The organism is Streptococcus thalassemiae (assembly GCF_903645285.1).
GTDB lineage: Bacteria > Bacillota > Bacilli > Lactobacillales > Streptococcaceae > Streptococcus > Streptococcus thalassemiae.
Genome location: NZ_CAHJXN010000001.1, coordinates 1 through 23633 on the forward strand (window position 1 = coordinate 1; position 23633 = coordinate 23633).

38 protein-coding genes are annotated in these 23633 nt (G+C 39.5%); 5 read left to right on the plus strand and 33 right to left on the minus strand.

Annotation, left to right across the window (positions count from 1 at the left end; genetic code table 11):
- Positions 1–64 precede the first annotated feature (64 nt).
- The 13 genes from ssb to HWX15_RS00065 all read right to left on the minus strand — a co-directional run bounded on the left by ssb (position 65) and on the right by HWX15_RS00065 (position 6476).
- On the minus strand, positions 65–589 hold the full coding sequence (ssb, locus tag HWX15_RS00005) for a single-stranded DNA-binding protein (protein ID WP_175879879.1): 525 nt from the start codon (positions 587–589) through the stop codon (positions 65–67).
- Positions 579–755: a hypothetical protein gene (locus HWX15_RS00010; protein ID WP_175879880.1), complete on the minus strand. Its 177-nt coding sequence runs from the start codon at positions 753–755 to the stop codon at positions 579–581. Before HWX15_RS00010 ends, ssb begins: the two co-directional genes overlap by 11 nt.
- A 219-nt stretch (positions 756–974) precedes the next feature.
- Positions 975–1964 carry a DUF1351 domain-containing protein gene (locus HWX15_RS00015; protein WP_175879881.1) on the minus strand — a complete coding sequence of 330 codons (990 nt, stop codon included), beginning with the start codon at positions 1962–1964 and terminating at the stop codon, positions 975–977.
- A gap of 12 nt (positions 1965–1976) precedes the next feature.
- Complete coding sequence (locus tag HWX15_RS09780; protein ID WP_254867319.1) at positions 1977–2171, minus strand: hypothetical protein; 195 nt, start codon at positions 2169–2171, stop codon at positions 1977–1979.
- Positions 2172–2273: 102 nt separating this feature from the next.
- The gene (locus HWX15_RS00025; protein WP_254867320.1) at positions 2274–2999 is read right to left on the minus strand and encodes an ERF family protein; all 726 of its coding nucleotides are present in this window, start codon (positions 2997–2999) and stop codon (positions 2274–2276) included.
- A 135-nt stretch (positions 3000–3134) separates the two neighbouring features.
- Positions 3135–3482, minus strand: coding sequence for a hypothetical protein (locus tag HWX15_RS00030; RefSeq protein WP_175879882.1), 348 nt, complete (start codon positions 3480–3482; stop codon positions 3135–3137).
- Positions 3483–3492: 10 nt separating this feature from the next.
- A complete protein-coding gene (locus HWX15_RS00035) occupies positions 3493–3804 on the minus strand; it encodes an excisionase (RefSeq protein ID WP_175879883.1) in 312 nt (103 codons plus the stop codon).
- 77 nt (positions 3805–3881) lie between these two features.
- Positions 3882–4049: a hypothetical protein gene (locus HWX15_RS00040; protein WP_175879884.1), complete on the minus strand. Its 168-nt coding sequence runs from the start codon at positions 4047–4049 to the stop codon at positions 3882–3884.
- Entirely contained in the window at positions 4039–4893 is an 855-nt protein-coding gene (locus tag HWX15_RS00045; RefSeq protein WP_175879885.1) for an ATP-binding protein, read from the minus strand. Before HWX15_RS00045 ends, HWX15_RS00040 begins: the two co-directional genes overlap by 11 nt.
- 9 nt (positions 4894–4902) lie before the next feature.
- On the minus strand, positions 4903–5754 hold the full coding sequence (locus tag HWX15_RS00050) for a DnaD domain protein (RefSeq protein ID WP_175879886.1): 852 nt from the start codon (positions 5752–5754) through the stop codon (positions 4903–4905).
- Complete coding sequence (locus HWX15_RS00055; RefSeq protein ID WP_015973623.1) at positions 5751–5978, minus strand: helix-turn-helix domain-containing protein; 228 nt, start codon at positions 5976–5978, stop codon at positions 5751–5753. The genes HWX15_RS00050 and HWX15_RS00055 overlap by 4 nt, the downstream gene beginning before the upstream one ends.
- Before the next feature lie 4 nt (positions 5979–5982).
- A complete protein-coding gene (locus HWX15_RS00060; RefSeq protein ID WP_175879887.1) occupies positions 5983–6129 on the minus strand; it encodes a hypothetical protein in 147 nt (48 codons plus the stop codon).
- Positions 6130–6200: 71 nt separating this feature from the next.
- Positions 6201–6476, minus strand: coding sequence for a hypothetical protein (locus HWX15_RS00065; protein ID WP_175879888.1), 276 nt, complete (start codon positions 6474–6476; stop codon positions 6201–6203).
- 175 nt (positions 6477–6651) lie between these two features.
- Between HWX15_RS00065 and HWX15_RS00070 the strand changes: the two genes are divergently transcribed.
- The 5 genes from HWX15_RS00070 (at position 6652) to HWX15_RS00090 (ending at position 10295) form a co-directional block, all read left to right on the plus strand.
- Complete coding sequence (locus tag HWX15_RS00070; protein WP_175879889.1) at positions 6652–7455, plus strand: S24 family peptidase; 804 nt, start codon at positions 6652–6654, stop codon at positions 7453–7455.
- A 13-nt stretch (positions 7456–7468) separates the two neighbouring features.
- On the plus strand, positions 7469–7900 hold the full coding sequence (locus tag HWX15_RS00075) for a hypothetical protein (protein WP_175879890.1): 432 nt from the start codon (positions 7469–7471) through the stop codon (positions 7898–7900).
- A 5-nt stretch (positions 7901–7905) separates the two neighbouring features.
- Positions 7906–8316: a hypothetical protein gene (locus HWX15_RS00080; protein ID WP_254867321.1), complete on the plus strand. Its 411-nt coding sequence runs from the start codon at positions 7906–7908 to the stop codon at positions 8314–8316.
- A 139-nt stretch (positions 8317–8455) separates the two neighbouring features.
- Positions 8456–8902 carry a hypothetical protein gene (locus HWX15_RS00085; RefSeq protein ID WP_175879891.1) on the plus strand — a complete coding sequence of 149 codons (447 nt, stop codon included), beginning with the start codon at positions 8456–8458 and terminating at the stop codon, positions 8900–8902.
- Between the two features lie 247 nt (positions 8903–9149).
- The gene (locus HWX15_RS00090) at positions 9150–10295 is read left to right on the plus strand and encodes a tyrosine-type recombinase/integrase (protein WP_217703777.1); all 1146 of its coding nucleotides are present in this window, start codon (positions 9150–9152) and stop codon (positions 10293–10295) included.
- Positions 10296–10991: 696 nt separating this feature from the next.
- Here the strand turns inward: HWX15_RS00090 and HWX15_RS00095 are convergent.
- From HWX15_RS00095 to HWX15_RS00190, 20 genes are read right to left on the minus strand one after another with little or no spacing between them, the layout of a single operon-like run.
- Positions 10992–11372 carry a PBECR3 domain-containing polyvalent protein gene (locus HWX15_RS00095; protein WP_175879892.1) on the minus strand — a complete coding sequence of 127 codons (381 nt, stop codon included), beginning with the start codon at positions 11370–11372 and terminating at the stop codon, positions 10992–10994.
- A 37-nt stretch (positions 11373–11409) separates the two neighbouring features.
- A complete protein-coding gene (locus tag HWX15_RS00100; RefSeq protein WP_175879893.1) occupies positions 11410–12366 on the minus strand; it encodes an N-acetylmuramoyl-L-alanine amidase family protein in 957 nt (318 codons plus the stop codon).
- Positions 12366–12701 (minus strand): phage holin, encoded by a 336-nt coding sequence (locus HWX15_RS00105; protein ID WP_175879894.1) that lies wholly within the window; start codon positions 12699–12701, stop codon positions 12366–12368. Before HWX15_RS00105 ends, HWX15_RS00100 begins: the two co-directional genes overlap by 1 nt.
- A 4-nt stretch (positions 12702–12705) precedes the next feature.
- Entirely contained in the window at positions 12706–13461 is a 756-nt protein-coding gene (locus tag HWX15_RS00110) for a hypothetical protein (protein ID WP_175879895.1), read from the minus strand.
- Between the two features lie 5 nt (positions 13462–13466).
- A complete protein-coding gene (locus HWX15_RS00115; RefSeq protein WP_112445251.1) occupies positions 13467–13799 on the minus strand; it encodes a hypothetical protein in 333 nt (110 codons plus the stop codon).
- Between the two features lie 4 nt (positions 13800–13803).
- Positions 13804–14289, minus strand: a complete 486-nt coding sequence (locus HWX15_RS00120) for a hypothetical protein (protein WP_175879896.1) — start codon at positions 14287–14289, stop codon at positions 13804–13806.
- Between the two features lie 17 nt (positions 14290–14306).
- A complete protein-coding gene (locus HWX15_RS00125; RefSeq protein ID WP_175879897.1) occupies positions 14307–14744 on the minus strand; it encodes a coiled-coil domain-containing protein in 438 nt (145 codons plus the stop codon).
- 10 nt (positions 14745–14754) lie between these two features.
- Positions 14755–14907: a hypothetical protein gene (locus tag HWX15_RS00130; RefSeq protein WP_175879898.1), complete on the minus strand. Its 153-nt coding sequence runs from the start codon at positions 14905–14907 to the stop codon at positions 14755–14757.
- On the minus strand, positions 14900–15550 hold the full coding sequence (locus HWX15_RS09750) for a hypothetical protein (RefSeq protein WP_217703778.1): 651 nt from the start codon (positions 15548–15550) through the stop codon (positions 14900–14902). Before HWX15_RS09750 ends, HWX15_RS00130 begins: the two co-directional genes overlap by 8 nt.
- 6 nt (positions 15551–15556) lie before the next feature.
- Entirely contained in the window at positions 15557–15943 is a 387-nt protein-coding gene (locus tag HWX15_RS00140; RefSeq protein WP_175879899.1) for a hypothetical protein, read from the minus strand.
- 8 nt (positions 15944–15951) lie between these two features.
- Positions 15952–16440 (minus strand): phage upper tail fiber protein, encoded by a 489-nt coding sequence (locus HWX15_RS00145; protein WP_175879900.1) that lies wholly within the window; start codon positions 16438–16440, stop codon positions 15952–15954.
- A gap of 4 nt (positions 16441–16444) precedes the next feature.
- On the minus strand, positions 16445–16894 hold the full coding sequence (locus HWX15_RS00150; RefSeq protein WP_175879901.1) for a hypothetical protein: 450 nt from the start codon (positions 16892–16894) through the stop codon (positions 16445–16447).
- The gene (locus tag HWX15_RS00155) at positions 16887–17162 is read right to left on the minus strand and encodes a hypothetical protein (RefSeq protein ID WP_175879902.1); all 276 of its coding nucleotides are present in this window, start codon (positions 17160–17162) and stop codon (positions 16887–16889) included. The genes HWX15_RS00150 and HWX15_RS00155 overlap by 8 nt, the downstream gene beginning before the upstream one ends.
- The gene (locus HWX15_RS00160; protein ID WP_175879903.1) at positions 17155–17748 is read right to left on the minus strand and encodes a putative phage tail protein; all 594 of its coding nucleotides are present in this window, start codon (positions 17746–17748) and stop codon (positions 17155–17157) included. The genes HWX15_RS00155 and HWX15_RS00160 overlap by 8 nt, the downstream gene beginning before the upstream one ends.
- The gene (locus HWX15_RS00165) at positions 17748–18875 is read right to left on the minus strand and encodes a baseplate J/gp47 family protein (RefSeq protein ID WP_175879904.1); all 1128 of its coding nucleotides are present in this window, start codon (positions 18873–18875) and stop codon (positions 17748–17750) included. The genes HWX15_RS00160 and HWX15_RS00165 overlap by 1 nt, the downstream gene beginning before the upstream one ends.
- The gene (locus HWX15_RS00170; RefSeq protein ID WP_023948079.1) at positions 18865–19257 is read right to left on the minus strand and encodes a DUF2634 domain-containing protein; all 393 of its coding nucleotides are present in this window, start codon (positions 19255–19257) and stop codon (positions 18865–18867) included. The genes HWX15_RS00165 and HWX15_RS00170 overlap by 11 nt, the downstream gene beginning before the upstream one ends.
- A gap of 2 nt (positions 19258–19259) precedes the next feature.
- Entirely contained in the window at positions 19260–19562 is a 303-nt protein-coding gene (locus HWX15_RS00175; protein WP_015973671.1) for a DUF2577 domain-containing protein, read from the minus strand.
- Positions 19562–20530 (minus strand): XkdQ/YqbQ family protein, encoded by a 969-nt coding sequence (locus HWX15_RS00180; protein ID WP_175879905.1) that lies wholly within the window; start codon positions 20528–20530, stop codon positions 19562–19564. The genes HWX15_RS00175 and HWX15_RS00180 overlap by 1 nt, the downstream gene beginning before the upstream one ends.
- Complete coding sequence (locus HWX15_RS00185) at positions 20527–21219, minus strand: hypothetical protein (protein WP_175879906.1); 693 nt, start codon at positions 21217–21219, stop codon at positions 20527–20529. The genes HWX15_RS00180 and HWX15_RS00185 overlap by 4 nt, the downstream gene beginning before the upstream one ends.
- Before the next feature lie 13 nt (positions 21220–21232).
- Positions 21233–23482 (minus strand): tape measure protein, encoded by a 2250-nt coding sequence (locus HWX15_RS00190; RefSeq protein ID WP_175879907.1) that lies wholly within the window; start codon positions 23480–23482, stop codon positions 21233–21235.
- Between the last annotated feature and the right edge of the window lie 151 nt (positions 23483–23633).

Below are 23633 nucleotides of genomic sequence, written 5' to 3' on the forward strand. Positions count from 1 at the left end.
CACAAAACGGACACTGCACGTCTACTTTTACTAATTCAGTCATATTTTTCCAATCTATCAAACATTAAAATGGCAAATCACCATCACTGATATCCAATGGTTTTTTTGTATTCCCCTCAAAGAAACTCCCTTGTTGCCCGTAACTATTTCCATTTTGGAAATTGTCCCCTATGTTATTTCCATTTTGGAAAGAACTGCCCTGGTTGCTGTACCCCTGTTGCTGATAACCGCCATGATGATCTTGATGGCCTTGATTATTTTGCTGACTGTTACGACTTTCTAGTAATTGGAAGTTACTAGCAACAACCTCTGTAACATAAATACGTTGACCTTGCTGATTATCATAGGTACGTGTTTGAATTACTCCTGTGATACCAATCAATGAGCCTTTTTTAGCCCAATTAGCAAGATTTTCAGCTGACTGTCTCCAGATAACACAATTGATAAAATCAGCATCACGCTCTCCAGCCTCGTTCTTAAATGGACGATTTACAGCAAGAGTAAACGTAGCAACCGCAATATTAGATTGCGTATATTTTAGATTGGCATCTCTTGTAAGCCGCCCTACTAAAACAACGTTATTTATCATTTTGCACCTCCTCTACTTCTGATACCTTGATTTCATTTGAACCAAAATTTAATAAGTCGGTGTATCGTTTCACAAACTTAATAGCGGCCATAAATGAATTTTCTGCATTGATTTCTGACCCCAAATCAAGATCTGCAATTTTACCACTGACATAAAAACATCTCATAGTTCTGACTCCTTTCTGTTGACCAACCTTTTACATTTTCAATCAGTTCATTAAACTTCATTGTGCATACCTCCTGTTGCAATATTCACGTTCTAAGCTATCTAGCACCACTTTTAAATACTCGATAGAGTAAATGGCAAGGCTTTTCTTTTCAATTTGTGTGAGAGGCCTGTTAGCCTCCTCAAACTCTAAAATAAGTTGATACTTTCTAAATCCCACCTAACCCTCCAAAGTTTCAAAGCTGATAAAGTTATCCTCAAGCCATTCTTTCAACTGATCAAACTGAGATTTCCCACCATGCAATGTCAAATGCAAGTCAATTGTTAAAGGCTCGCTAGGTTCAAATTTTGCCACCTCTCGCGCATTGTTTTGAGGTTCTGGTGTAATTGTACCCTGCTCCAAAATCTCGCCTGTTTCAGCATCGTAAGCCTTGATATGCGCATTTGCATTTTCTTTGGCCAATTGTTCAATCTCTGCAAGTCGTTCAGCTTCTGCTTTTTCTTGAGCCTCTTTCTGCTCTTTGCGTGCAATCTCAGCATCACGATCAGTTTTCATCATCTTGAAAACATCAACAAGGCTCTTACCATCTTCAAGATGTCTGATATAGCTATCAGCTGGCAAATCGTACTCTTGAGCTTGCTCTTGGATAGCTTGCTTGTTGGCCTTATATTCTTCCAGGGCATCAAATTCTGAAAGCACCAAGGCATCCATTTCATCAAGTGTTGTATTTTTCAGCTCATACTTGCCTGTTTTAAAATATTTCTTGAGGCTGTACTCATCGTATTTGTCAGCGAATGTTGATTTTTCAATCCCTGCGAACATACACCTATCCTCAAAGGTAGTCCGGATAACATCCACGCGCATCAATCGTTCATGTTCATCAATCGCATTAAGTCCTGCTGTGATGTTTGAGATAACATTATCCAATGGCTCAACTGTTTTCTTATACCACTTCTCAAATTCCTTGTATGGATTATTGATGTTATTTTTGATTTCCTTACGCCGAGTTTCCAACGCCTCTTTTAATTTATTAAGGCGTGTACGCTCATCATAATCAATCTTATAAGTGGATGCCGTCACCTCATAATCCGTGTACTGTGCAACGATTGCTGCAAGTTGTTTCTCAACGCTATCATAATCAACATTGATTACTGCTGGTTGGAAATCTACCTTAATTTCTGTCAAGCTATTAGTTACATCTTTTACCATGCCTTTGTTCTCCTAGTCTGTGAAAATTTTGATTTTACTACCTGATGATGAATGTCCAAAACATAAATTGCCATTATCACAAATTAAGGCAAGTTCTGTTTTTGATAAATTAGGGGTATTCTTGTAAATCTCATATAGTGAATTCCCGTAACCACCACCAACTCGACCATATACAACATCAACGGTTTCTTGATCTTGTTCATTCATTTTGTCGTAATTCCATTTGTCCTTGATGATATATTTCTCTTTCAACTCTTTTAGAGCTGAAAGATTAGATTTCTGTTTTTGGCTTTCGTTTTCTGTGAAAGCTCATGGCGAATAAATTTTATTTTCAGTCATGTCTTGTACTCCTTGTTTTTCGTATGCTTTTTGAATTTGTTTAGTGAGATATTCCATCACTATGTTATAGCCATCAACTGGCACTTTGTGGAAATCATCTATTTGGTACTTGCTCAATACAAAATTTGCAACTGTATCAACTGGCGCTCCCTTAATCGTCGCAATTTCTTCAACGTTCTTGATAATTTCTTGATACTGAATGTTGTCAATGTACCTTACTTGATTTTGTTCTCGGGCTTGCTGGTTGTTTGGTTTCTGTTGCTGATTATTCTGCCCTTGCTCTTGGCTTTCTTCTACTGGATACTCATCAATATCTTTTTCACCAATCGCAAACAACCCCTGCAAAGCATATTTTCGAGCGTATGAGCTGACTGCACCTGTCCATTGCGGATCTTGCATTTGTTTAATCTGCCCTTTTTGGGTATTAAATACTGGAACTGGACTCATTTCAGCGTATGCTGTTGATTGGTACCTCTCGTCTCTCTCATCATTAAAAGCTACGGCTGTTGCTTTTACAAAGATTTTTCCAACAAGCTCAATGAGTTCATCAGTTACGATTACAGACCAATCGCTTTTTAGCTCTTTGAAAGTTGTATAGATGTCCTCGGCATTTCTAAATGCGTACTTTACATCTTTGGATTTCTTTTTTTCTAATTGCATTTTTTGTTGCAACTCTGGGAAAGTTAAACTTGCCATTTTCTTCCTCCTTTAAAAACTCTGTAATTCCCTTATTTTAGCCCAAGGTCCAGCAATTCGTTTTTTTCTTCATGATTGGCCAAAAGCCATACACGGTTTTCAAGTTCAATTCTAGTCATCAGCGTCTCCTTTGCTCTACCCCAAATGCTTTGCATAGCGTGATCTTCGTGGTTCTGGTAAGGATAATGGCTCAGGACGCAATCCTACAGGCGGTTCATTGTCGTATGTGAAGCCCTTGAACTCCCGACGGACATTCTTGCGGATTTCTTGACGCTGTGCCTCTCTACCACGTTCGTATGCTTGGTTGTACCCTTGGATAATCATAGACGCAAATTCTTGCTCTTCTCGTCTCTCTTCTTCCTTCTGGCGGATTCTCTCCTCTTCCTGCTTATCCAACTGATGAGCTATAAACCCTGCGATGATAAATCCTAAAATCACTGCGCCAGTTCCTAAAAGCTGGCTAACTAATGGTGGTTCAAACATTTTCTCTCTCCTATACTCCGAATTGTTTTTCTTTCTTGATATTCTCAAGCATTTCTGATAAAGTTTCTTTCTTCGCACGATAGCGATTGCGACTTTTCCATTTGACGAACATGCGAAATCCTTCGTAATCGATAAATACAATCTTATGAGTTGGGTTATCGATGAACTGCTTAAAATCAGGATGTTCTCGCATTTCACCCGCCCAGACTTTTGCAGTCCCTGGAGTCAACCCTTCCCACCTCTGACAAAGATGTTTGTAATCGCCATGCGTAGCTTTTTCGTCCACATCAACTGGCTTATAAGTAATTTCTGTTTTCGGCATGCAATTTCCTCCCTTTCGTGTTATAATCATGTTGAATATTTAAGTATGCGCCTGATTGCCGTCAGGTGCTTTTATTTTTAGATTCTATAGACGCTTCCATTTGTTGCATAGTACGTCAGCTCGTTCATCTTTCTTGTAAACTGGTAGTCGCTTGTAATCAGCAACCGCTCTTTCAGCAAGCTAGATAGTCCGTAGTGATTAGCTTCAAACTGTTCAATAATTTTCTGACGTTCTTCAGTAGTCACTTGCTGACAAGGTGCGTCTAGACTCTGTGTCATTGCTAAATTTGAACGCATTGGTCTTCATGTTTCCTTTCGTTATTCTATCTACTAGGCTTTTCTCGTAAAGTTGCTCCAAGTGATTGCCTCCATAATTCGTAGTTATAATCGTATTCGTCCTGTTTTCAAGTATCTGATACAGGACTTTTTGCATCCAGTTGTTCCCCTGTTTGATTTCATCTCCTACACTTGACTCTTTGCCAAGGTCATCCAAAATCAAGTAGTCTACTTTCTGCAAGAACTGGATAGTCCGTCTTTCTTCCCACTTGGAATCCTTGTATCTAAAAGCGTCTTTCATCCGTGAGAATAGTTCCATGGAGGGAATATAGACCACCGAGCGCTTCAACTGGAACTTCTGAAAACTCTCGTTCAGCGTCTTGGCAATTCCAACTGCTAGATGGCTCTTACCAACTCCAGGCGGACCGCTGATAATCGTATTCCCCTCATATCGCTCCTTCACATAGTCAACCGTCACACGCTTAGCGAAATTGACTGCTTCAGCATCTTGGTCTGTGTGAATCTCAAAGTTGCCGATAGTGGCATTTTGTAAATCAGGTGGAATGATGCTCTCCTTAGAAAATAAAGAGTAAGACCGTGTATTTCTGATTTGAGCCTCAGCTTGAGCAAGTTGTTCGCCTGCTTGACTGTTGATTTTATCCTGCCAACATTCAGGACAATAAGTCATCACATTCTGTGTGCAAGGGTTGACTGAACGCCACATATACACACCTTCATGCTTGGGACATTGAGTATTCAAAGTTTCAATCTGTAAAAATCTACCCTGCAATTCATCTCTTGATACTGCTCGCATAGCACCCTCCTAGAATCCCAGTCGTGGGTTGTAACCATCGTCTGACAATCTCAACTCACTGCTCGACTTCCCACTTGACCGCTTCGGTTTCTGTCTATTCTCTACCAACTTAACAGTAGTTAAACCTTTCTGTTTCCAGTCTCTTAAGATACTCTCCAGATATTTGAAGTAAGGTTTACCATTTCCCACACATTCCTTGATTGCTAACTTGATAACCTCTTTACTATGATCTTGTAAGAAGTATTTCAAGTCCTCAATCTCAAATGGTGTTGGGTATCTTCCAAACTCTGAAAAAATCCAATCGTGAACAATTCCCAAATCATTTTCTGCGGGTGCGTCCTCCATACTATATAGATTATTAGCACCAGCACCATCTGGTTCAGTAAGGTTGGTTATATCAGGTTGGTTATTATTAGGTTGGTTAGCCTTAACATTTTTAAGTTCTTGAACTAAAGTTTCTTTAGTTCCCCCCTTAACATTTTTAAGTTCTTGAACTAAAGTTTCTTTAGTTCTGATTTTCTGAGGATATAGTAAATTCGCCAATCTAACGCCCTGCCTTTTTTCTTTCAAAAGGCCATGTTCTATCAGTTGTCCTTTTAATTTAATTACTACTGGTTCGCTTTTTTTAATCCAACTACATATTTCAGGATTTGTAGCTATAACGTACAAATGCCCTTCCTTGTCAGTAAAGTGTTGCTTGTTTTTTCGAGATAATGAAACACGGTCAATCAGAATACCATAAATCATAACAGCTAGTGGATCTAATCCTGAGAAATAATCATCTTCTATTAGCCGATACGGAATTTTAAAGTATCTCTCATGATTATCCATATCTACCTCTGTAAAGTATTGGTCATTCATATCTCTCCTAAACTATGATTTAATTCGTATTTTTTTCCTAAAAAAATAAAATCTTTTTTAACATTGTATAACCGAGCTAGCTTATCTAATAAATCAACTGGAATTTTAGAACTGTCATGCTCATATTTCAACAACGTTTGTTGATGAATTTGTAGTTTATCAGCAACTTCTTTTGCAGATAAATTGTAATTTGTTCTTATTGCTCGTAGCGTCATCTTTTGCACGCACTCACCCCCTTGTTTTACATTCCGGCGCCCTGAGTTCTATCTCATAGCTGGCTTGTCTAAATAGCCTCTCACACGCTATCTTTGCTTCTCTGTACGTTTCATGCGAGCCAATGAATTGATCTGCAAGTTCTATGACTTTTTCTGTCATTCTATCGCCTCCTTTTTTATTTTGCTCTTGGAGCAACAACCTGCCAAAGATTCGAACCTTGGTGATACCAATCAGGCTACATTCATTTTGTCAAGCATTCCTTCAAATGCTGCATCAAAACGAATGTCATCGATTTCATCTTGAGTGAAACCAGAATCAATAAGGTAACGTTCTTGACGTTCGATCTCTTCTGCTAACTCTGTCCATCCGAAAGCGAATTGACGGCAGTTAGTGCAGAATGCTTCAAGTTGGCTATAGAGGAAGTTTTCCTCGCAAGTGCCTTGAATTAAAGTTTCCTTTGCTACTGCTTTGAAGATGTTGATTGCTTTCTCGTTTAATGTGTTCATGATGTTTCCCTCCGATTTGTTTTTTTGTTATTTCCTTAAGCTTGATTTAATTATACTACGAATTAAATCGTATGTCAATACTTTTTTAGAATTTTTTCGTATTTTTTTCGAATTTTTTATTTACAAATACGAAAATAAGCGTTATTATATAGTAAAAGACAAAAGGAGAAAAATAATGGCCAGAGGACGAGGAAAGTTAACTCCTCAAGACAAAGAGGATATGAAAATCTTTTCCGCAAACCTTAATACGATTTTGTCGGATAGGAATTGTAAGCAAGTTGAATTGTCCAGAGCGACAGGTATACCTGCTAGCACTTTAACGGGTTATGTGAAAGGAACTTCTTTGCCTATACCCGGAAATGTACAAAAGATAGCTGATTATTTTGGAGTATTAAAATCGACTTTAGACCCAAGGTTTGTAAGTGAAGATTCTGCTATCAAAGTCAGCCCTGCACCACCACCTGCCACTTCCCCCATCCAATCCATCTACAACGAACTTGAACCGCCTGGACAAAGAAAAGTTATCACATACGCTGAAAAATTACGAGATGAACAAGAGAAGCGAAGAAAAACGAAGATAAACGAAGTATCGGAGAAAGTTGTTCAACTCTATGGTTACGACTACTATGACCACGCTGCTTCTGCTGGTACTGGGCAGTATTTGAATGATGTACGAGTTGAACAGATAGAGTTGCCAATAGATGTAGATGCTGACTTTGTTATCCCGATTAAAGGTGACTCCATGGAGCCTGATTATCATGATGGCGACCTAGTGTTTATCCAGACAAGTGTTGATTTGAATGATGGTGTTATCGGAGTGTTTAACTACAACGGAGAGGCATATATCAAGCAACTGGTTATTGATACAGAACAATCCTACCTACATAGCTTGAACCCTGATTACAAAGATATGCCAATCACACCAGAAACAGACTTCCGAATCATTGGGGAAGTCGTAAATTTGTATAGAGAAAAATAGACGGAGAATAACAATGGTTGAATTAAATGAAGAATTTTCTTCAATTTCCTTTAATGAAAAAATATCGAACATTCGTTTTGTACACTTAGAAAATGAAAAACTTTTGACAACTGCTTCTTCTTTGGATGAATTTCCTGCTTCTTTTTCGCTTGGAGTAGACATTGATTTGTTCAATATTAAAGCTAATTACAAATACCAAATCCATGTTTTCTTTCAAGGAGATGGACAACTCCATGAGCAACTCATACACGTTTCAAACGTATACATCCATGAAGAAGAATTTATCTTCTCCAAAAATAATTACGGTATAACTACAGGAAGTTTTATCTTTGGATTGACCCCTAAAAAACAAGGTGATTATAGAATTACTCTCAAACTTGTTGACGCGGAATATCAAAAGGTTCTCGATGAATTTCATCAATATATCTATCTTTACAAGAGGTAACAGGCATGAGTGGTACAAGCGAGTTTAAAACAAAAACTACAGACAAAGTCACAGAATTGCGTTCCCAAAATTATGCTAATGGTGATATAATGAAAGCAAAGATTCAGGAGGAACAAAGTATGGAACGTGAAATGTATACTAAAACAGAAATTGATTTAAAACTTGATAAAATCAATTCTGATGTCAAACATGGTTTTGAAAAAGTTGATTTAAAATTCGACCAAGTCAGAACTGAAATGCGTGATGGTTTTGAAAATATGGGACTTCGAATGGAAAAAATGTTCTCTGATTTCAAACTGGAGCAACAAAAAGAGAAAGAAGAAAACAAAAAATGGTTAATCGCATTAACCGTCGGATCTCTTCTTTCAATTATCGGGATTGTCGTTTCAATTATCGCCATCCTAGCCCAAAAATAAAAACCACACTCTCTTTGAACATTACATATCGTTGGAATCGATTTAATTTTATGGTGTAGATAAAATTAATAGTAAAAATCAACTGTTTCCTTTTTGGAAATAGTTGGCATATAAAAAACGGAAATAAAGGAGAATACCAATGAAAAAACTACTAACAACATCAGCAATCTTGCTTAGTGCTACAGTTCTAGTAGCATGTTCAAACAACCAATCGACTACCAAAGATAGCGCAGAACAACCAAAAACAAAGCAAACTAAAGCAAATGACAAACCTGCTTCTAAAAAGGCTACTAGCTTAGACGATTTTAAAAAAGCACTAGAAAGCAATGGCTTCACTATCAAAGAAGAAATCTCAAAAGAAGCTAGTCTTATTCAAGCCGAATCAGGGAAAGGGTTCATTTTAGAAGATGATACTGCTGTAGAAGTTTACGAATACTACGAGAAAAACCCAATGTTTAAAGAAGCTAAAAAAGAAAAAGAGTTAATCGGACACCCTGCTTATATCTACGGAAATTATGTTGTTTTAGTGCTTAATGCTACAGACTCAAAAGATAAGATTTTAGAGAGTTTCAAAGGATTTGAGTAGATCGTTGACAGTATTTATAAATTGAACTATAATTAAGTTACTTAGAGGTTTACCCTCATAATTTTAGACTTTGCACCTTAGCGTGCCAGGGGAAGTAACTTAACTGTTGCTTCCCTTTTTAAAAACTAAAAAATCCCCACGCTCGCAAAGTTTGGCGACTCTGAGCGTGAGGATATCCTGTATAGTAAAAGGCATTAAAAAGCCTGTTTTACTATGCCTATTTTATCAAGAAATGAGGTGAAAATCAATGTGGATGGAAGAACTTTCCAACGGAAAATATAAATTCTTTGAACGATACAGAGACCCGTATACCGAGAAATGGAAAAGGGTATCTGTCACTCTTGATTCGGGTTCAGCAAGAGCTAAGAAAGAAGCTCAGAAACAACTGGACGAAAAGATAGAATCCTTACTGCAAAAATTGACTACTGCTTCTGCTCTCTTTCACACAGTCTTTGACGAATGGTGGGAATTTCACCAGAAGCAAATTAAATTGAGTACGTATAAGACTATGTTAGCTACCTACAACCGAATATCCGATAAAGTTGAACTAGGTACTAAATTGGAAAATATGGATGTACGGCTGGTTCAAAGATTGATTGATACTGAAGAATGGACATATACCCAAAAATATCGTGTCAAATCAATTCTAAACGTCTTCTTTGATTATGCTATCGACCAAGGTTTTATTGAGAATAATCCTGCTAGGAAAGCCAAACTTCCGAGAAAAAAACAAAGCTTGGAGCAGATTAAAAATGCAAAGGATAAATATCTAGAACCAAAAGAATACAAGGCTATTTTAAAAGAACTCTATCGAAAAGATATTACATTACGATACGCCTTGGCATGTGAGTTTATGATCCTGAACGGTTGTCGTGTCGGTGAGTTAGCTGGTCTTACACTAGACAAATATCACAAAGATAGTAAGACATTAGATATTCATACTACATTTAATCGATACATTCCAGACGATGATGGAACTAAGACTTTTGCCAGCTTCAGGACGACACACCTCACAAAAAGAGAGATTGAAATACTTGATAAAATGATTGAATTAAATCGTCTAAGCGAAACAACCGATAAGAATTGGCATAAAAGCGACCGCATCTTTGTTACAAATACGGGAAAGCCCGTTCATAGCTCTATCCTAAGCAAGTCTCTCCAGCGAGCAAATGAACGCCTAAAGAAACCAATTCCCAAACATCTATCCCCTCACATCTTCAGACATACAACTATTAGCATTTTAGCTGAGAATAAAATTCCGCTAAAAACAATCATGGATAGGGTTGGACATTCTGATTCTGATGTTACTAATTCCATCTATACTCACGTCACGAAGAACATGAAAGATGAAGCAATCAATGTACTGGATAAAGTTATGAAAAAGATTTTTTAAAAAGTTTTGCCCCTTTTTTGCCCCCTAAATACAAAAATAGCCCTTCGGATAAAATCCGAGGGGCTAGAAACGTTGTTAAATCAACGATTATTTTTTCAAGTTGTAGAATGATTTCAATCCACGGTATTCTATTTTAGAGCTTTTATATAAAACTACATGAGTGCAAACCCTTGTAAAATAAGGGTTTATACGTCATAAACTACATATATTTTTTACCGTAAAAATACAAAAGTTTACACCTTATGCCCCTTTTTTGCCCCCTGTTTTTATTATTGACAAAACACCGTTTTTGACAATAATACACCACGATTTTCTATTCCTATTCTTCAAGAAAACGCTTTTTTGAACAATAGGATTGTAATTTTGCTTTCTAATCGTTCAAAATGCGCGTTTTTGCAAAATAGAAATACAAACTCTAATTTTGTTAACGTCAACAAAATTGGCAACCAAGCACTTTATAATACTATTTGTTGATGTCAACAAGTCAATTTCAGAGCAAACAAAAAAACGCAAGCCTGAGCCTGCGGTGGGGATAATCTTTTTTGAAATTTTAAATAAAAAAAGGAGCATTTAAGCCCCTCCTTTGAAATAACGGACACTTGGCTGGTCGGTGTACCCAGCATCTCAGATACCTTTTCCAAGGTGCGGCAGGAACCTTTCTGCCCTCAAATGTCTTTCGTTAATGTTATTCTAGCACTATCTGCTTTTTTTGTCAAGTTTTCTCAATCTACCAGACTTAATACGATTTTGTAATTTGAAATCTTGTAAGCGATACATGGTCGGAACATAAAAGAAATCGCCACTTTTATGTAACTTGATGGCAACGAGAACATTATCATCAAATCTTTTTACATATTCAAAACTAGCGTCTTTCTCTCGCGGATTGACTCCAACAAAATCTGGATTTCTTAGTATGAGTTCCAAGTCTTCAATATGATGGATCACATCATTATGATGGCGTTTCAACATATGGCTTCTCAAGCCTTCTTTGTTGACCTTGATTTCACTTGCTTCAAGAACAATATTAAAAATTTCTTTTACTTCATCGGTAACCTGACCGATTTTTTCGTGATTCATAAATTCCTCCGTTATTTCATAACCATTATATCACATTTTATTTAGTCGTAATCAAGCCGTCTGGCTCGACTGCGAACTCTGGTTTATCTGCCAATGTTCCGTTTGGTTTGAGGTAGTACCAGCCTGTTCCGTCTGCGGACTGGACGAAGGCGTTTGATACCATGGCACCTTCTTTACCGTCAAGATAATACCAAGTCTCCTTGTACTTGACCCATCCTGTCTTCATAGCGCCCTCTACGTCGAAATAATACCACTTCTCAGCGATTTTCTTCCAGCCTGTAGCCATTTCACCTGACTGGTCAAACCAGTACCAATTACCGTCAGTGTGCTGCTTCCAGCGGTCCGCAAGCATGTAGCCTGAGCCGTCGAAGTAATACCAGGTTCCGTTGACCTTCTCAAACTTATCTTTTGGATAAGAGCCGTCTGAGTGTACGTACCAGTAGCCTGTATCGTTCTTCTGCCAGCCTGCTTCAATTGTCAAGCCGTTTTCAATATCCTGCTTGAACTGTTCGCGGCTAATGCCCCATTTGGCTAGATATGGATAAGGGTCAATGTGGTCTGAATGGTTGTCGGGCTGGTTATTAGTACAGTATTCATGCGTTTTAATACCCGCCAAGTCGTCTGTATCAAGTGTTTTCGGCAAGCCTGCTTCATCTGCTAGGTTTCGTAGCAATTCAATATAAAGGCGATAGTCTGTCATGAACTCTTCTTTAGTTGAATGACTTTCAATCAGCTCAACTGCTGCATAGCTTTCTGCATTCCAACCACCACCAACGTCCCAAAATCCGTTATTTACAGGTCCGACCTGCATGACACGTCCGTTTCCGACCACATGAGAAAAGAACCCAAGTTCAGGGTCCTTTCTATAGTGGTAGTCTGCCTCATTCTGAGCTGTTGAGTTGCGGTTGCCTGTTGAGTGAGCATGTACTTGTCGATAAGGCTGCACCCCAACCTGGGGCAAGCCTGTACGTAGTCTGCTTGTATCGATATCCATTACTCTTGTCCTTTCCAAGCGTCATTCATCTGTTTCACTGCTGACTCTACGAAGGTGTCCAAGTCCTTGTCGGTCATACTGATATTATATTTGGTCAGCTCAGCTCTAACTTTATCACGAGCTTGCTCTAGCTTCTCATCACCTTTAAAACCAGTCTCTTTAGCTACCTGCTCAACGGCATTAACTGCGTTCTTGGCTAGTATTTCAGCGATAATCACCGCTTTCTCTCCGCCTTTTCGCAAAAGATAATCTTTTACTGCTTTTACAATACCGCCTACTGCTACTGCTAAAAAGCCTGTCGCAAAAGCGATAATAAATTCATTAAATTGTGTCATGTGTTTATCCTCCTATTGTTGGTAATGTTGTAGGCCACTCATCTTCTGTTAAATAAGAGAATGGGTTGACGTGATTTTCTGCTACACCTAATGTACTAGTTACAATTTGTAATTTCAATCTAGTTTTATCATGACGGTAATATTCATACTGAATAATCACAGCCCCTGTTCCTTGCGCACCTTCTGAATTTTCCGCACTAGCAGTATTAGAATAAATATCGCTAGAAGTACCATATATAGTCTGAACTACATCATCAACAGGTTTAAAACCATCAATAGATAAATTATCATCTGACTCATAACCGCCAAGATCTAATATTAAATTAGCGCTAGGACTAATAGTGCTTTTGTTAATTTTAGGTTCAAATTTCACATGTACAACATCATTTATACGTCTGAAATACATTCGGTTTATGACATCTTTATTCGTATCATCCTGCCAACCTAACACCCAACCAGTGTCACCTTCAACAACTTTCCAGCCTTGATTTCCACCATCAGTAGTCTTAATCCATTTTAAAGCGCCGTTAGTTTTGGCTGTGTCGATGTAAGTCGCTCCTATTTCTGCACTTATACGCCCTTCTGGCGAGCCAGTGCCACGGATTTCTTGACCTACATTGTCTGGTAATGGTAGGGTGACATGATTGCCCCCAACAATTCCAAGAGTAATTCCTGTCAGTGTCAGCATTGGCTCAGGCTTTTGGTTCAGCGCCTTGACGTCACGCCCAACTGTTTGGGCAAATTCCTCTAAATTACTCATAGCACTCACGCTTTCGCTGCGTTATAGGTTGCGACCAAGTCAACATTGGCAATCTGGTCTACACGTCCGCTGACTTCAGTTACTTTGCCAAGAAGTGCGCTATTTTCATCTTGTCCCATGCTCGTGATTTTTTCCGCGATTTCTTTCAAGGTATCAAGGTTCTCAGGCGTTCCTTCACCCAAGATTTCAGCCTTAACTTCGGATTTAGCTTGAGTAACTGCCTGTGAAATAGCTTGCGTCATTGCTGAAGTTTCTACTTTAGTGCTGACACTTTGCTTCACTTCCTTGATATCTGCTCCGACCGCTTGTGCGAATGCTGTTAATTTTGTAGTATCCATTGTTTTACACCTTTCCTAAATTGTAGTAAAAAAGCAAGTCAGGGATTTCCTGACATGCTCCACCTTCACTTGCAGGTCTTTCTGCAAGTTGTTTTTTTACTTCTTCTGCTATATCTAATTCCTTTAATTTATAGATATCTTCAGTAACCAATTCCTTGTCTGAGTCTTCAATTTCAATATAAGTATCTCTATCGCTTGGGAAGATATATCCTCCGACCGAAATTTCTACTCGGTATTTTCCGCTTGGTAGAATACTGTCTAAATTGAAATTGACAGAATGGCTAGTGACGGGAGCAGTTGTCTTCCACCTACGTGGTCCCTTTGTTAGAGTAACAACCGCATCTTGACCCTCAAATAAGGTCATAACACGGTAATTTTCATCTAACAATTCGAATCCAAAAGTAGAAGACAAATCTCCTTGCTTAACAAGGTCGCCACCATCAATTCGAGCCAAATTGGTTGTATTCACTCTGTGGTTTTTACAACCCATTCTGAACCTCTTTCTATCTAATCATCTATTAAGATGCCTTCTTTGATATCCAATTTTTCAAAATCGCTAAATAAACGATCTATGTAGCCATTACCTCCTAGAGTTTTGTAGCTTTTATGCATACTTTCTACTAGGGAGAATTCATCTCTAGAAGTATATCCTCTGTTAATAGCCTGTCGCATATCACGGCCGAGGCGCAACTTCATAGTATTTAGATGCGCCTCGTCGTGCACTTTTAGCTTTTCCTGTACTTCATCGATTTTGGAATTGCTATCTTTAGCGGTAGTCTGGACATCTTCAATCTGTTTCTTGACATCGGTTAGTTCCGAGACAATTTTATCTGTTTCTTCCTTGGCTTTTTTCGGCAACCGATAGCTTATCCAAGCAATGATTGTTGGAGTTAGCACTGGCATTACGTTAGTGAAAAAGTGTTCTATTTTCTCAAAGACATCCATAAACACCTCTCTAGTTCGCCAAATGGCTCAACCCAAGGCGTTCCAATTCTTTACGCACACGGTCTCGGAAGCGTTTGTTGACAAATGAAAAGTCAATCGCTCCACGTTTCAGCAGGTTAATGTACATGTCAATTTTAGCTTGGTCTAATGTAATTTTACTCATTGTTGCTACCTCCATTGTCTTCACTAGTGCTCGCTTCGCTTGTCGGTGTAGGAATTTCATGTTCTGTCTCGCTTTCTGTTGGTTGTTCTACTGCTGGTGCAGGTTGGATAGGCGCTTCTGCCACTGGTTGCGCTGGAGCTGGTGCTGGTTCAGATACGACCACGTTCGGTACTCCGTTTGTGGCTACTTCTGTGGCTGGTTGGGGTTCTGGTTGAACCGGTGGAGTTACTGGAGCCGGTTCAGTAGGGTGTGTTTCTGCCTCAGAAACGTGAGGCCCCTCTGCTTCGTCCTCATGCTCGTGTTCAATGCCATTGTGTTTTTCAAGCACTTCCAAGCGTGCAAAGATTTCCTCGATATCGTCAGTATTGTGTAAGCTGACCTTCTGCATGCCATCCATGAGTTGGTTGGCTCTCTCCAGCGCTTCCGTCGTCTTAGCCAGTTGTTCTTGGTTTTTGACGATTGCGCTTGTAGGGTCAAGTTCGGTACGTAGAATCTCTTTGACTGCTTCAATGAGCGTTTCGTCCGTGTCACCCAAACGGTCACCCTCTAACTCACGAGTGAAAAAAGTAAACGGCTTGTCACATTGAATAGAGACTTCCGTCTTGCCAACTCTAAAAAATTTATTTACTAATACAAATTCCATGTTTAATTACCTCTTGCTTTTATAAAATGATGTCGAACCCGACACAGAAAGAAAATTATATTTATCGCCGGGATTTGCGAAATAAATTATAATTCGCCCCTCTGTTTGATTGAATTGCCCAGTACGGGCTTCTATATTCACGGATACATTCTTAAATCTACGCCCATTTCTTTCTACAACAATCGCTGAGCGGTATGCTTCGTATTCTGCTAATCTATAGATTCCATTTAAGTTTTCTAGGCTATACTCAACACTATTGGCATTTGATGACGTAAAACGATAGGAAAGCGATCCAATAAATATAAGTTTATTCTTCTCCCACACCAACCTATTACCAACGTATCTTTGGACAATTTCATGTCCTCTAACATAAATTCCTTCTCTTGTAGCCATAGTATCACCTACTCATATACATCATAGATTGTGTTGGGATCTTTCGTGCTAATTGAATTATATTGATATTTAGATCCATACCAATACTTCATTTGCTGGTTTCCGTTCTGGTTAATCAGCTTATTAGCGACTATTTCGGACGGTGTACTTGGAATCCCAAGCGCTGACCTGTTTACTCGCAAAACACCCGAATTATCGACTGTAATCGTTGAGTTGTCAGGTCGCACCACACCAGCCTGCCCACTAGTTGCAGTCTTTGCTTTCAGCACACCATTTGAAACCTCTGTCGTCTGATTATCCGGTCTGACGATACCGTTTGAGTTTGATGTTGCTACTGATATAGCCGATTGTGGTGTTGTAAATGTTCGTTTCAAAGTGGATACAGGTACTTTTTTCAATCCTGCTCCACTATGAACTAGCACCACATCTCCGTCTGATACGTTGGATAACGTTGGCAAATCAGTAGCTTTTCTAACTTGGTTACTCATAATTACCATTCATCTATTCCTCCCTTTCTACTATTTGGTATTTCCAATCAGCTACGACTAGATTATTGTTTTCGTCCCCTAGCAATACATCATCATTATCTTCAGCCTTGATTGGTATATAGAACGCATTCTGTAGTACCATTTCTTCTAGCAATGACAATCGTTGTTCTTGCTCGGCGACTTCTCTTTTTGTAGCTTCATGGTCTGTATAACTGGCTTGCCTTACGTTGTCCACGTTACCTAGACCCACTTGTTGTTTAGTGACACCGTGTGGGTTGTTTCGGTTGTTGATGTGACCAGTTAAGTCAACCTTCTCAGCCTTACTTCTAGTGAACTCGTCAATCTTTTCAGACAGACCGTCGATGTCTCCAACCTTGTGCCTGTGATTTAAGTCGGCTTTGTTTTCCCATCGTTGCGCATCTTCAGCGCCAATGATGTCTCTTGACCGCCAAATTTTAGCCATCTGTTAGCACCTCCAGTCTATATTTGAATCGTGTCGTTGTTTCAATCGGAACGTACACATCAATGACAGACTGAGGTACGTTTGAACTGTCTAGCAACTCAATCTTGTTAATTTCTCTGATTGAGTCTGGTACCAAGAAATCAATCAAAACAAAACGCTGCTCTCGTTGTTTCTGTATCGTCACAATTTGATTATCGTTCAACCTTGCTTTGTTGATTTTAGCTAGTACGGTTTCTGTAACTGTATTTAGTAACGTTTCTTTAATCATTGAATAAAACCTCCTCTTGCGGTCCTTCGTATTCAAAAGGTGTCACACCTACAACTGCATAACCTGCTCTAGCGAAATCTACCGAAGTCTTGAACAACCGTTCTTTCAGCTTGACTCTTTCTGTTACTGTCGGGATATGAGTATACCCCATATTTGCTGGCTTGATTGCATTGACAAAGATAACTGACTCTCTAAAAAGTCCACTCGTTTCTGCTCCAGACTCAATCAGTAAAACCTGATTAGCGAAATCTACTGAAGCCTTGTACTTTCCTTTCCCGAAAAGGTCGTCTAATTTGCGAATTAAAAACCACCATGAAAATGGTGGCCTCATATTGATCCGCAGTAAAACACGCTCTCTTCTCCACTCCAACGTATCGTCGGCGTGAGCAACAATACCGTAGACTTCTTCAAATTTCGTTAAGGTAGGGACATCACAGAGCATAATAAACTGGTTCTTGATGAACTGATCTAACGAGATAGTACCGTCTTTAAACAGAGCATTTTCAACCCGAATCAGTTCTTTCATATCCTTGACGCCCTCGTAGTAATCTGGAACGTATTCAGATAAGTTTACTTCTTTTACCATTAAACCGTCCTCACTGTTCCTTTATACGGCAATTGTTGTAATTGTCCTGTAAAAACAAGCGACAAATCAGCTTCACGGTTGTTCAATTTCATCTTATCTACGTTTGCGATACCTGTAATGGTCAGTAGCTTAGCCATTAACTGCGAGCGATAGATTTTCATGCTGTAGGTATTGACATCTGAGTATTGCGCCCAGTTCTTTCTCAAGTCCAAGAAATACTGGTCTAGAGCCTTGTCTACCAGTCCTTTTACTTGATTTAGCTGATATCCTGTCATCAACTCAAGTTTAAACTCAATATCAATCGGGAAGCGTGTCGCGGTCGTAACCGTCACACGATGATTGATAGGAGCAAGTCCAACTCCTTTTCCAGTATATTCTAGTGGATCCAGAACATTTTGCACCTTCTTAATTGTCTCGGTAGATGCCAAGTTTAAGTCGTTGTCTAAAACAACCACTTTAACCGTTCCTGAGCCATTCCAAACTGGATAAACCTGAACTGCGCCAACACCATCAATTTCCCGGACACGCTGAACGTACTCAATGAAGTTACCGCCAAAAGGCTTCTCATTGACGTAAATCAAGAAACGCTTCCGCAATTCATCGTCAGTTTCTTCATCTTGCCCAGATGTAACAATTTCTCCTAAGACCGCAGTGGCAAGGCTTCTGTAGTTCTCCAAGGGTAAGATATTGCCGTAGTAGCGATTCCCAACAACACCAGTCGTCTCACACTCTACTTCATACTTACCTACTACATCTGTTGCACGAACAACCTTGTAGATGAGTGCAGCATCGTCAATTGTCGCAAAACGAGAACCCAAAGCGATTTGTACGCCTTCTTTTCTCTCATTTTTAAACTCCGCAAAGCGTACTGCTTTTTTTGACGGATAACGGTGGAGTCCGAACTCTTCAACCTTGTAGTCTAGGTATTGACCAATAGCGGTCTGTGGAAATGTATCTAGCAGTAGATTTTTCAACTGCAAATAAAAACCAGCTAACTCGTAACAAGCAGGCGCTAATGCGTCATAGATGATAGAACCTTCCCGTGTATCAATATTTTCATTGACACGAGAAAGAGCGTCATTCATCAGATAATCAAACGTGTATTTTTCTAAGAAATCACCTATCATTAATCAGCGTCACCTCCTTTTCAACTTTAAATAAACCGGATATGGTATGGACTTCAAAGACACAAAGCAAGCTGTCCTTGGTTTGTTGCTCGATAAAGAAATTCTGAACACTTTTAATTCTTGTATCAACTAACAAAGCTTGAGAAATTGTTCTCTCAAGGTCAGCTTTTACAAAATCATAAGGCTTTCCAATCAAGCGCTCCAATTCTACTCCGTAGTTCGAAGAGTAGATTACCCACTCAAACCGTTCTGTAAGCAGAATCTTTTCAACTGCTTGCCTCATGGCTTCTAAGCCGTCAATATATCCGTGTATTCTGCCATTTTTCACTTGATAAGTGTAGGATGGCAAAACAACTTCTTCAATGTTTCGTATATCTACCATCTTCACTCCATCCTTTGTAAAACGTAGTATAATTGCCCGTTCTGGGCTTTAATCATTAAGACTTTGTCTCCTGCTTCAAGATCACGAAAAACAATCCACCTCTTATTGTCCCCTTCAGTATCTCCAGTACGTAGTTCTTTAACCATCGGACTTAGAACTAAAAAGGACTCAGGGATTTCAAGTTTATTATTAACCTTGATTGTCAGAGGAGAAACAGATGTGACAGAACCAAAAACAATGTCTGTTCTGTCTGTTCCATCATCTACTCCTTGCGCCAAAAGTCGTGCTAATAACTCTCCTGCCATTATTCCAGCGTCCTCAATTCTAAATCCATTGTATGCACCTTATCCCACTTATGGGTACATTTAGAGATGATGCCAAGACTGTTCTTCTTAATCCCTTCGGACTCTAAATCAGCAAAATCCAGTACCACACTGTTGCCTGCACTGATTCCAAGATGTCCTAAACAAGGAACTTTAAAAGTCTTTTTAGGATGATTCTTAGCTTTCAATAAGAGTTCAGCCTTTTGTTGAATCTGACTCTCATTCATCTTTTCATCCACTTTTTCGTGGTACTGCAACTTACCCCAAAGAGCAACATTTTTAGAATCTTTCACGACGTAAACTTCACGCTTCTTACTCTCTTTGTTGTCTTTAGTCAATTTTACATAGTTGAAACTATCATCGATAGAGCCTTCATAGTCAAAGTCTGTAGCTACGCTATCATCCCCAATCACTAAATCAGTAATCAGCGAATTTAAGGCTATATGCTCGACTGTACCAAAGTTATCTCTGATGATGTACCACATGCCACCATGAATCAACGTTAAGTCCAAAGCGTTCTGGATCATCGCAAAATAAGTTTTTTTATCTTCGATTTTCTCAGGACACGTCCAGTTACCTTCATCAACAACTTTGTACTCAAGTTCTGAGATTTCGCAAATCTTACTAAATATTTCATGACTTTTAGAGGCTTCAAACACGATTGTGTCAGTGTTTTTCAGGTACCTCATTCTGTCATAAGCAGTAACCGACCATTTCTTGGCTGATTTCCGCTTTTTCTTGAAAACTTTACCGTAAAAAATGCCCTTATCATCTACCTTAAAGCGAATGACATCCCCAAAGTTACAAGCAACCTGCGAGTCTATAATCATATCAAACTCAAGTTTTCCCGGCTGAAAATCAATGCTGGTTTCCCATTTGACACCTCCGACCAACTCAGTGATATCAAAGACTTTACCGTCATTCACATCTTGAATCAGAAATTCCATCATAGGACTTGCACCGAATCAGCAGTAACCCAACCACGCCAACCGCCATCAAGCATAGTAACGTGATAAGGATGCGACCCTTTCATATTGATATAATTGACAAGTCTAGTTGCGTTTGACTCAGTTTGACCAGGCCCTTCTCCGTAGCTATCTCTATGAAGTTGCCCATTAACGAGCACCTTTGCACCGATAGTCACTTCTTTCTTAGTCGAAGGGGCTTGTTCTTTCTGAGGTTGACTAGCTTTCTTCTCCTCTGATACCTTCTTTTCGATTTTTACAAACCGAGCCTTGGCCATCTTGTACTCTTTGAAAGTGATGTCGTAGTAAACATCCTCATGAATACCAGCTTTTCTTTGTTGCTCAAAACTCTCAACTGTCGCAAGTATATTGATACCCACGCCAGAGATAATCAAGCGACAAGGTTCTTTCCCATCCATGATTTTCTTTAAGAGTCGGACATAGGTTTCAGGCGTTCCTGATTTATTCAGGACATAAGAGCGGAAAGTGTCTCTAGGGAAGAATGAAGTGAAAGTAACCTCAGAGAGTTTAGGAAAACTCATCTGGGTTATTTCTCCTAGCGCAATACTCGTTGTTGACTCGTTATTTGCGCTATTCTTTGTTTTTAGCTCCTCTGGATTGACAGGAAGTTGTGTGACTTGACCTTTGTACTCTACAAAAATACCAATCGCCATTTCTTTCTACCTCCTACGCAATTCCTAGGTCGCTATCGACCAGTCCGATAATCTTTTCTTCAATCTTGCCAACTAGATCATTGATATCTTGTTCAGTAGCGCTATTTTTAGACTCGTAATTGACACTAACTTGAGGTGTTAGAACTTGGTAATCAATGATGTACTTACGTTCTGCAACATCACGCATCATCTTGATATCTTCGTCTTTCAGCTTGACTTCATCTTCAATCTTACCGACGTTACCAATGTTCTTGCCTTTACCTAACTTGTCTCCAAGTCCTTTGCCACCGCCACCTTCCGGAGCACCTGCTCCTGCAGGCGTTTGGTTCATTTGGTCAAATTTAGAAGCAAGTTCGTCTTGACCTTTCATCTTATCAGCGAAGCCTTGCATAGCATCACCAACACCTTGACCAAAAGCCTTAGTACCACTAAAAGCATTACCAGCAGTTGAGAAAGGATTTTTCATCCCATCCCACAAACCACCTGGAGTCATCATGTTAGCACGCATGCCGTCAAAAGATTCATAATCATCAGGAGCCTCTCCTGGATTAAACATCTCTCCCATCGCACGAATACCATTGGCAAAACTACCGTCATTGGACATGTAGCCCATTTCGCCAACTTTTCCTAGATTCACTCCTGGTATTTTATTTAAAGCGTCAATGATCCAGTTGATAGCTTTAATAGCCATGTTTGCGCCAGCTATAAAAGCATTACCGATAGATTGCGCTACATTGACTACCCCATCAACAAACGAAGCAAAATAATCTAATACAGTTCGAATAAGATTATAAAATAACTTTCTGATGGAATAAATCGGGTGCTTAAAGACATTTCTCAAAAACTCTGCAATAGCTATACCAATGTTATAAATGGCTACGAAGAGATTCACAATCGGTGCAATCATATACATGACAAGATTGACAACAAACATAATAATGTCATAAACTACCGTTCCAACAAAGACAAAGGCTGCAACGATAGCCGCTGCAACGTCTAAGAATGAAATCCCCATAGCATTTAGAACTGTAGCTATTAAGAGCGCAACAGCAATAATGCCAATCATAACTAAATAGACTAACGCCCATGGAGCCTGTGCAATCATACCTGCTATAAATATAGCAATACCTACTATGGTAGCTACAGTTGCGACCATTATTAAAGCAGTGATTACAAAATCTATGTTCTCAGTAACCCAGTTCCAACCTGCAACAAAGAGATTAAAGAGCCACAGAGCTATCTGGCCAATCGCAAACATAGCGGTTTCTAAACCTGCCATGAAGTTTTGTCCAGCGGTACTATTAATAAACTCTTGCCATGCTTGAATCAAAGGCTGAAATGCGTATGAAGCTACGTTGCCAATCTGAGTCATCATATCAGCAAAAGTCATCGGCATTTTCGCAAATTCAGCGTTTGTTTCAACTGCTGAACCAAGCAGAGCGTTCTTAAGAGTATCTCCGGTTAATTGTCCATCTTTAGCCATTGCCCGTAGTTGCCCAACGCTAACGCCAAGGTGTCTAGCTAGTTTTTGGGCAACAAGCGGAGCATTCTCCATCATAGAATTAAACTCATCACCACGAAGAACTCCCGAAGCAAGCGCCTGTGTGATTTGAAGCGTTCCTGCTTTTTGTTGCTCTAAGCTTGCACCACCGATTTTATAAAGTTTATTCAACTGTTCAGCAAATGCAATAGCTTCATCATTGCTTTTAAAGGCTTCTCCAGCTTGTAAGCGTATTTTAGCCACTGAGTCTGCCATGATACCGAAGCCAGTCCTTGAGCGTTGTGCTGCTGCCATGATACTATCTTGTAGTTCTTGGCCTGTCTTAGATCCGTCTTCTATCGTCTTAAGCCTTGCCATGGTCTGGATATACTCATCGCCTGACTTAATCAGACCACTCATTAAATTAGCCATTTGCCTCAAGGCTTGAATAGCAACCATGAAATTCAAAGCACGAGAAATAGAAGTCATTCGACCAAGCATGGACGTAGCAACGCCAAGGCCACCAACAAGAGGGCCGGTTGAAGGAAGTTTAGGGGTGACAGGCGACGCCATTTTAGGCGCTACAGGGCTAGAAGCTTTAGGTGCAGTTAAATTCTTAGGCATATCTGCTTTGACTTTAATCGTTGCAGTTTGCGTCATCTTCTTGACGCGTCTATCCAACTCGCCGAACTTAGCAATAGTCCTGTTAATCGTACTGTTAATTCGGTTTAAAGGGCTTGAGAAATTATCTCTAAGCGCCAGTGTTTGCATTAATGTAGTCATCTTCTACCGTCTCCTCCTTCCTCTGCTTTTCCTTTCCATTTCTTTGTGTTCCTTTTCTTCTGCCTCTACTCGGATATCGATAAAGGCAAAAACCAAGGCTTTCTCACGTTTAGATAAGCTATCCAAAAAGGACGGAGTCCAGTTAAATTGA

Excerpts from the sequence above, each read along its gene's own strand:
- HWX15_RS00175 (WP_015973671.1), bottom strand. The coding sequence starts at position 19,562 with ATGGCAGGAGAGTTATTAGCACGACTTTTGGCGCAAGGAGTAGATGAT.
- HWX15_RS00115 (WP_112445251.1), bottom strand. The coding sequence starts at position 13,799 with ATGGATACTACAAAATTAACAGCATTCGCACAAGCGGTCGGAGCAGAT.
- HWX15_RS00185 (WP_175879906.1), bottom strand. The coding sequence starts at position 21,219 with ATGGCGATTGGTATTTTTGTAGAGTACAAAGGTCAAGTCACACAACTT.
- HWX15_RS00035 (WP_175879883.1), bottom strand. The coding sequence starts at position 3,804 with ATGCCGAAAACAGAAATTACTTATAAGCCAGTTGATGTGGACGAAAAA.
- HWX15_RS00090 (WP_217703777.1), top strand. The coding sequence starts at position 9,150 with ATGTGGATGGAAGAACTTTCCAACGGAAAATATAAATTCTTTGAACGA.
- HWX15_RS00160 (WP_175879903.1), bottom strand. The coding sequence starts at position 17,748 with ATGGTAAAAGAAGTAAACTTATCTGAATACGTTCCAGATTACTACGAG.
- HWX15_RS00145 (WP_175879900.1), bottom strand. The coding sequence starts at position 16,440 with ATGGTAATTATGAGTAACCAAGTTAGAAAAGCTACTGATTTGCCAACG.
- HWX15_RS00150 (WP_175879901.1), bottom strand. The coding sequence starts at position 16,894 with ATGGCTAAAATTTGGCGGTCAAGAGACATCATTGGCGCTGAAGATGCG.
- HWX15_RS00065 (WP_175879888.1), bottom strand. The coding sequence starts at position 6,476 with ATGAACACATTAAACGAGAAAGCAATCAACATCTTCAAAGCAGTAGCA.
- HWX15_RS00085 (WP_175879891.1), top strand. The coding sequence starts at position 8,456 with ATGAAAAAACTACTAACAACATCAGCAATCTTGCTTAGTGCTACAGTT.
- HWX15_RS00060 (WP_175879887.1), bottom strand. The coding sequence starts at position 6,129 with ATGACAGAAAAAGTCATAGAACTTGCAGATCAATTCATTGGCTCGCAT.
- HWX15_RS00140 (WP_175879899.1), bottom strand. The coding sequence starts at position 15,943 with ATGGCTACAAGAGAAGGAATTTATGTTAGAGGACATGAAATTGTCCAA.
- HWX15_RS00105 (WP_175879894.1), bottom strand. The coding sequence starts at position 12,701 with ATGACACAATTTAATGAATTTATTATCGCTTTTGCGACAGGCTTTTTA.
- HWX15_RS00170 (WP_023948079.1), bottom strand. The coding sequence starts at position 19,257 with ATGGTAGATATACGAAACATTGAAGAAGTTGTTTTGCCATCCTACACT.
- HWX15_RS00025 (WP_254867320.1), bottom strand. The coding sequence starts at position 2,999 with ATGGCAAGTTTAACTTTCCCAGAGTTGCAACAAAAAATGCAATTAGAA.
- HWX15_RS00070 (WP_175879889.1), top strand. The coding sequence starts at position 6,652 with ATGGCCAGAGGACGAGGAAAGTTAACTCCTCAAGACAAAGAGGATATG.
- HWX15_RS00045 (WP_175879885.1), bottom strand. The coding sequence starts at position 4,893 with ATGCGAGCAGTATCAAGAGATGAATTGCAGGGTAGATTTTTACAGATT.
- HWX15_RS00120 (WP_175879896.1), bottom strand. The coding sequence starts at position 14,289 with ATGGGTTGTAAAAACCACAGAGTGAATACAACCAATTTGGCTCGAATT.
- HWX15_RS00110 (WP_175879895.1), bottom strand. The coding sequence starts at position 13,461 with ATGAGTAATTTAGAGGAATTTGCCCAAACAGTTGGGCGTGACGTCAAG.
- HWX15_RS00180 (WP_175879905.1), bottom strand. The coding sequence starts at position 20,530 with ATGATGGAATTTCTGATTCAAGATGTGAATGACGGTAAAGTCTTTGAT.
- HWX15_RS00050 (WP_175879886.1), bottom strand. The coding sequence starts at position 5,754 with ATGAATGACCAATACTTTACAGAGGTAGATATGGATAATCATGAGAGA.
- HWX15_RS00015 (WP_175879881.1), bottom strand. The coding sequence starts at position 1,964 with ATGGTAAAAGATGTAACTAATAGCTTGACAGAAATTAAGGTAGATTTC.
- HWX15_RS09750 (WP_217703778.1), bottom strand. The coding sequence starts at position 15,550 with ATGGAATTTGTATTAGTAAATAAATTTTTTAGAGTTGGCAAGACGGAA.
- HWX15_RS00030 (WP_175879882.1), bottom strand. The coding sequence starts at position 3,482 with ATGTTTGAACCACCATTAGTTAGCCAGCTTTTAGGAACTGGCGCAGTG.
- HWX15_RS00075 (WP_175879890.1), top strand. The coding sequence starts at position 7,469 with ATGGTTGAATTAAATGAAGAATTTTCTTCAATTTCCTTTAATGAAAAA.
- HWX15_RS00095 (WP_175879892.1), bottom strand. The coding sequence starts at position 11,372 with ATGAATCACGAAAAAATCGGTCAGGTTACCGATGAAGTAAAAGAAATT.
- HWX15_RS00100 (WP_175879893.1), bottom strand. The coding sequence starts at position 12,366 with ATGGATATCGATACAAGCAGACTACGTACAGGCTTGCCCCAGGTTGGG.
- HWX15_RS00125 (WP_175879897.1), bottom strand. The coding sequence starts at position 14,744 with ATGGATGTCTTTGAGAAAATAGAACACTTTTTCACTAACGTAATGCCA.
- HWX15_RS00130 (WP_175879898.1), bottom strand. The coding sequence starts at position 14,907 with ATGAGTAAAATTACATTAGACCAAGCTAAAATTGACATGTACATTAAC.
- HWX15_RS00165 (WP_175879904.1), bottom strand. The coding sequence starts at position 18,875 with ATGATAGGTGATTTCTTAGAAAAATACACGTTTGATTATCTGATGAAT.
- HWX15_RS00010 (WP_175879880.1), bottom strand. The coding sequence starts at position 755 with ATGAGATGTTTTTATGTCAGTGGTAAAATTGCAGATCTTGATTTGGGG.
- HWX15_RS00190 (WP_175879907.1), bottom strand. The coding sequence starts at position 23,482 with ATGACTACATTAATGCAAACACTGGCGCTTAGAGATAATTTCTCAAGC.
- HWX15_RS09780 (WP_254867319.1), bottom strand. The coding sequence starts at position 2,171 with ATGAATGAACAAGATCAAGAAACCGTTGATGTTGTATATGGTCGAGTT.
- HWX15_RS00155 (WP_175879902.1), bottom strand. The coding sequence starts at position 17,162 with ATGATTAAAGAAACGTTACTAAATACAGTTACAGAAACCGTACTAGCT.
- HWX15_RS00080 (WP_254867321.1), top strand. The coding sequence starts at position 7,906 with ATGAGTGGTACAAGCGAGTTTAAAACAAAAACTACAGACAAAGTCACA.
- ssb (WP_175879879.1), bottom strand. The coding sequence starts at position 589 with ATGATAAATAACGTTGTTTTAGTAGGGCGGCTTACAAGAGATGCCAAT.